6 protein-coding genes are annotated in these 4,384 nt (G+C 63.8%); 1 reads left to right on the forward strand and 5 read right to left on the reverse strand.

What is annotated here, in order from left to right; translation table 11 throughout:
- Positions 1-462 (forward strand): PRC-barrel domain-containing protein (locus GSQ89_RS11920; RefSeq protein WP_216856125.1); only part of this gene is annotated, 462 nt, incomplete at its 5' end.
- 542 nt (positions 463-1,004) lie between these two features.
- Here GSQ89_RS11920 and GSQ89_RS11925 read toward each other — a convergent pair.
- The 5 genes from GSQ89_RS11925 to sufD form a co-directional block, all read right to left on the reverse strand.
- On the reverse strand, positions 1,005-1,373 hold the full coding sequence (locus tag GSQ89_RS11925) for an iron-sulfur cluster assembly accessory protein (protein ID WP_158925340.1): 369 nt from the start codon (positions 1,371-1,373) through the stop codon (positions 1,005-1,007).
- A gap of 23 nt (positions 1,374-1,396) precedes the next feature.
- Positions 1,397-1,717 carry an SUF system Fe-S cluster assembly protein gene (locus GSQ89_RS11930; protein WP_158925385.1) on the reverse strand — a complete coding sequence of 107 codons (321 nt, stop codon included), beginning with the start codon at positions 1,715-1,717 and terminating at the stop codon, positions 1,397-1,399.
- A gap of 43 nt (positions 1,718-1,760) precedes the next feature.
- The gene (gene sufU, locus GSQ89_RS11935; RefSeq protein ID WP_158925342.1) at positions 1,761-2,237 is read right to left on the reverse strand and encodes a Fe-S cluster assembly sulfur transfer protein SufU; all 477 of its coding nucleotides are present in this window, start codon (positions 2,235-2,237) and stop codon (positions 1,761-1,763) included.
- On the reverse strand, positions 2,234-3,478 hold the full coding sequence (locus GSQ89_RS11940; protein WP_371734244.1) for an aminotransferase class V-fold PLP-dependent enzyme: 1,245 nt from the start codon (positions 3,476-3,478) through the stop codon (positions 2,234-2,236). The genes sufU and GSQ89_RS11940 overlap by 4 nt, the downstream gene beginning before the upstream one ends.
- Positions 3,475-4,384 (reverse strand): Fe-S cluster assembly protein SufD (gene sufD, locus GSQ89_RS11945; RefSeq protein ID WP_158925344.1); only part of this gene is annotated, 910 nt, incomplete at its 5' end. The genes GSQ89_RS11940 and sufD, both read right to left, overlap by 4 nt.

The raw sequence follows: 4,384 nt of genomic DNA on the forward strand, positions 1-4,384 counted from the left end.
GCTTCGCTGATGGCTGCGGCCTTCGTCCTGCCGGCGATGGCACAGACCCCTGCCCCGCCGTCGCAAAACCATTCCATGGCCGCGACGAGCGCGCCGGCGACGCATGATACGGCGGGCAGCCCAACCGGCGGCGGCTATAATACCCCGTCCGCGCGCAACACCGTCATGACCGACAATGGCGGGATGCGGACCAGCAAGATCGTCGGGTCTTCCGTTTACAACGACCAGAATGAGAAGATCGGCAGTGTCGACGATCTGGTGATCGGCAGCGATCATTCCATTCACGCGGTGCTGTCGGTCGGCGGTTTCCTGGGGATGAACGCCAAGCTGGTGGCGGTTCCGTTCGACAAGCTGCAGTTCGGCAATACCAAGGGCAGCAGCGATAACAAGGTGGTTCTGCCTGGCACGACGAAGGAGCAACTGACGTCGATGCCGGATTATCACTTCGCCAATAATGGCTGAGGACCGAGGCGGCACGTTACAGCCGTCGTGATAGAGGCTTCGTCGTCCGAGGTCCCGCGGGGCCTCGGACGATTGGTGTTTGGAGGATGCGCGGTGATCGCCAGGATTTATACCGGCGTCGTCATTGACCTTCGGGATCGCCGCATAACCGTCATGGTGGGCGAAGACCTGCTATCCGCGCCTTTGTTTTTGCGGATCAAAGGTTTGGATGCCGATCTGCATAGGCATGACGGATGGGGCCGATCGAAGAGGCGATCCTAACGGCCGGTGATGTTATGCTTGTATTGTCCTGTGTCGATACAAGCATATTTTATCAAGCCGTATCAACGAAGCCCCAGAAAGCTCAGGACGGCGACAACGACGACGACGAGACCGATAATGTAGATGATGCTGTTCACGGGAAGTCTCCCTGTTGTGTGGCACGATGCCAGTCAGACAGAGATAAAACCCCGCGGGCGGGCGTAACGTTGCTTCAACAACCGGTGTCATGCTCGATATCGAGCGGATGGCTTCACGCCGTCGTGGGTGAAGCCGGTCCGGCGTCAGACGTGGAAGCTTTCGCCGCAGCCGCAGCGGCCTTTTTCGTTGGGATTGGTGAAGGTGAAGCCGGAGGTCATGCTTTTCACCTCGTAGTCCATCACCGTGCCGATCAGGAACAGCGTTGCCTTGCGGTCCACCAGGACGGTGAGGTCCTTGTCCTTCACAACCTCATCCGTGGGGGCCGGTTCGTCGGTCCAGGACATGTCGTAGGACATTCCGGAGCAGCCTTTGGCCTTCACGCCGATGCGCAGCAGCTTGCCTTGCTCGCCCTTGGCGTAGAGCCGCTGGAGGCGTTCGGCGGCGGCATCCGTCAGGGTCATCAGCGGCGGCAGGGCGCGGGTCTTGCGGGGGGCGGTGGTCGTGGTGCTCATGGTGTGACCTATGTCGTGATCGATCAGAACATATTCAACTGAAGCCGAGCTTCCTCGGACATGCGGGAGGGGTCCCAGGGTGGGTCCCATACGGTTTCGACGTGACAGGAGGTGACACCGGGGACCATCAGCACGGCGTTCTGCACTTGCTCCGGCAGTTCCTGGGCGCTGGGGCAGGCGGGGGCGGTGAGGGTCATCTCGACCTTCACGCCGCCGTCGTCGTTGATCTCCACGGCGTAGATCAGGCCGAGTTCGTAGATATTCACCGGGATTTCCGGGTCGTAGACCGTGGCGATCGCCTCGATCAGCGTGTCCTCGCCGGGTAGCGCGGGTGTTTCGGTCATGGGGATTTCGCCGTCGGGGGTCCAGGCGGTTGGGGGCGTCGTGTCATTCACTGCTTGCCTCCTGCGCGCCGTCAAGCGCAGCGATCAGGGCGTGCCAGGGAAGTGTCGCGCACTTCACCCGGGACGGATATTCGTGCACGCCGGCCAGTGGGGCGAGGCGTTCCATCGGGTCTGCCAGTGCGGGGGCGCAATCCGGACAGGCGCCGGTGCGGGCCATGGTGCGGAAGGCCTCGAACAGCGCCCTGGTGTCGGTTGTGGCGCGACCTTGGACGGTTTCGGCCATGAGGTCGGCGGAGGCGACGCTGATGGCGCAGCCTCGGGCCTCGAAGCCGACCTGGCCGATGGAATCGGCGTCCAATTTCAGCCAGACCTGCACGCGGTCGCCGCACATCGGGTTGTCGCCCTTGGCAGTGGCGTCGAAGGTTTCCAGGCGCTTGGCGTGACGTGGCTTGCGGCCGTGATCCAGGATGACTTCCTGGTACAGGTCGCGCAGGTCCTCGAAATTGTCGGTTTGGCTCATTGGAAGAATTCTCGCACGCGGATCAGGCCGTCGGCCAGTGCGTCGACCTCGGCCAGGGTCGTGTAGATGCCGAAGCTGGCGCGTGCCGTGCTGTCCAGGTTGAAGCGGTGCATCAGGGGTTCGGCGCAATGATGGCCGGCACGCACGGCGATGCCCTGGCGGTCCAGCAGGGTGGCCACGTCGTGGGCGTGTGCCTTGTCCAGCACGAAGGATATAACGCCGCCGCGGTCCTGGGCCTGGCCGATGATGCGGACACCCTCGATGGGGGCGAGGCGAGACAGCGCGTGTTCGGTCAAGGCGGCTTCGTGTGCGGTCATGGCGTCGTAGCCGATCGCCTGGACGTAATCGATGGCGGCTTTCAGGCCGATGCCTTCCAGGATGGCGGGGGTGCCGGCCTCGAATTTATGCGGGACGGCCGCCCAGGTGGACTGTTCGTAGGTCACCGACGAAATCATGTCGCCGCCGCCCATGAACGGGGGCATGCGCTCCAGCAGGTCGCGCTTGCCCCAGAGGACGCCGATGCCGGTGGGGCCGTAGAGCTTGTGGCCGGTCCAGGCATAGAAGTCGCAATCGAGCGCTTGGACATCGACCTTGCGGTGGACGATGGCCTGGGAGCCGTCGAACATCACTTTGGCGCCGTTTGCGTGGGCGAGGCGGACGATCCTGTCGGCTGGCGTGACGGTGCCGAGGACGTTGGACATGTGGGTCATCGCCACCAGGCCGACTTTTCCGTCGCTTAGCAGGGCCTCGTAGGCCGCCATGTCGAGTTCGCCGGCATCGGTGATGGGGGCGACGCGGAGTTCGATGCCGTGGCTGTCGCGCAGCAACTGCCAGGGGACGATGTTGGAATGATGCTCCATGCCGGAGATCAACACGGCCTGGCCGGGTTTCAGGATGCCTCTTCCGTAGCTGTGGGCGAGGAGGTTGATCGCGCCGGTGCTGTTGCCGGTGAAGACGATCTCCGAACGGTCGTTGGCGTTCATGAGGGCGGCGACGGCGTCTCGGGCGGCTTCGTAGGCCTCGGTGGTGCGCTCGCTCATCCAGTGCAGGCCGCGGTGGACGTTGGCGTATTGGGTTTCCATGGCGTGGACCATGGCGTCGATCACGACGCGCGGTTTTTGGGCGGAGGCGGCGCTGTCAAGGAACACGAAGGGTTTGCCGCGGATGGTCTGCGTCAGGATGGGAAAGTCCTGGCGGATGCGCTCGACGTCGAACACGGCGGGGTTGGTCATGACGTTCATGCTGCTTGTCTTTCCCACCAGCGTTCGACGGCGGTTTCCAGTATGGCGCGGATGGAGTCGTCGGTTACCGCGTCGAGGGCTTCGGCGAGGAAGGCCCTGACCAGGATGGAGCGGGCCTCGGCGTCCGGGATGCCGCGGCTGCGGAGGTAGAAGAGCTGTTCCGAGTCCAGTTCGCCTACGGTGGCGCCGTGGCTGCATTTTACGTCGTCGGCGAAGATTTCAAGTTCCGGCTTGGAGTCGATTTCGGCGTCGGGTGACAGCAGCAGCGCCTGATTCATTTGATAGCCGTCGGTTTTCTGGGCGTCCCGGGCGACCTCGATCTTTCCTTGGAAGACGCCGCGGGAGCGGCCGGCCAGGACGTTTTTCACGGTCTGGCGGGAGGTGCATTTGGGGGCGGTGTGACCGACCACGGTGGTGAAGTCGGCATGCTGCGTGCCGGCCAGGATCTGCGCGGCGTTGAGGTGCGCGACGGCGCCGGGGCCGGTGAGTTGGGTGTGGACTTCGGTGCGGGAGAGGCGGGCGCCGAGGTTTAGGGTGAAGCTGTCGTAGGTCGCGTCGGTTTCCACGTCCGCGTAGGTGGTGGAGACGTGGAAGGCGGTTTGGGCTTCGTCCTGGAGGCGGATATGGGTTAGGCGGGCGCCTTGGGCGACGTGGATTTCGGCGACGGTATTCAGAAGGTAGGTCCCCTGCCCGGCTGAGATTTCTACCAGTGTCAGTTTGGCGTTTGCGTCGAGGCGGATGTGGTGGCGTGGATGGTTGTCTGCGTCGGTGGTGGCGATGCTGATCAGCTGCACTGTGCCGGCGTCGTGTTTGGCGGGGACGTGCAGGGCGGCGCCGTCGGCGGCGAGCATGGTGTTGAGGGCGACCATTGGTTCGCGGTCTGGCCAGGACAGGGTGCCGAAATCG

It is taken from the genome of Acidisphaera sp. S103, from assembly GCF_009765975.1.
Lineage (GTDB): Bacteria > Pseudomonadota > Alphaproteobacteria > Acetobacterales > Acetobacteraceae > Rhodopila.

Excerpts from the sequence above, each read along its gene's own strand:
- GSQ89_RS11925 (WP_158925340.1), bottom strand. The coding sequence starts at position 1,373 with ATGAGCACCACGACCACCGCCCCCCGCAAGACCCGCGCCCTGCCGCCG.
- GSQ89_RS11930 (WP_158925385.1), bottom strand. The coding sequence starts at position 1,717 with ATGACCGAAACACCCGCGCTACCCGGCGAGGACACGCTGATCGAGGCG.
- sufU (WP_158925342.1), bottom strand. The coding sequence starts at position 2,237 with ATGAGCCAAACCGACAATTTCGAGGACCTGCGCGACCTGTACCAGGAA.
- GSQ89_RS11940 (WP_371734244.1), bottom strand. The coding sequence starts at position 3,478 with ATGAACGTCATGACCAACCCCGCCGTGTTCGACGTCGAGCGCATCCGC.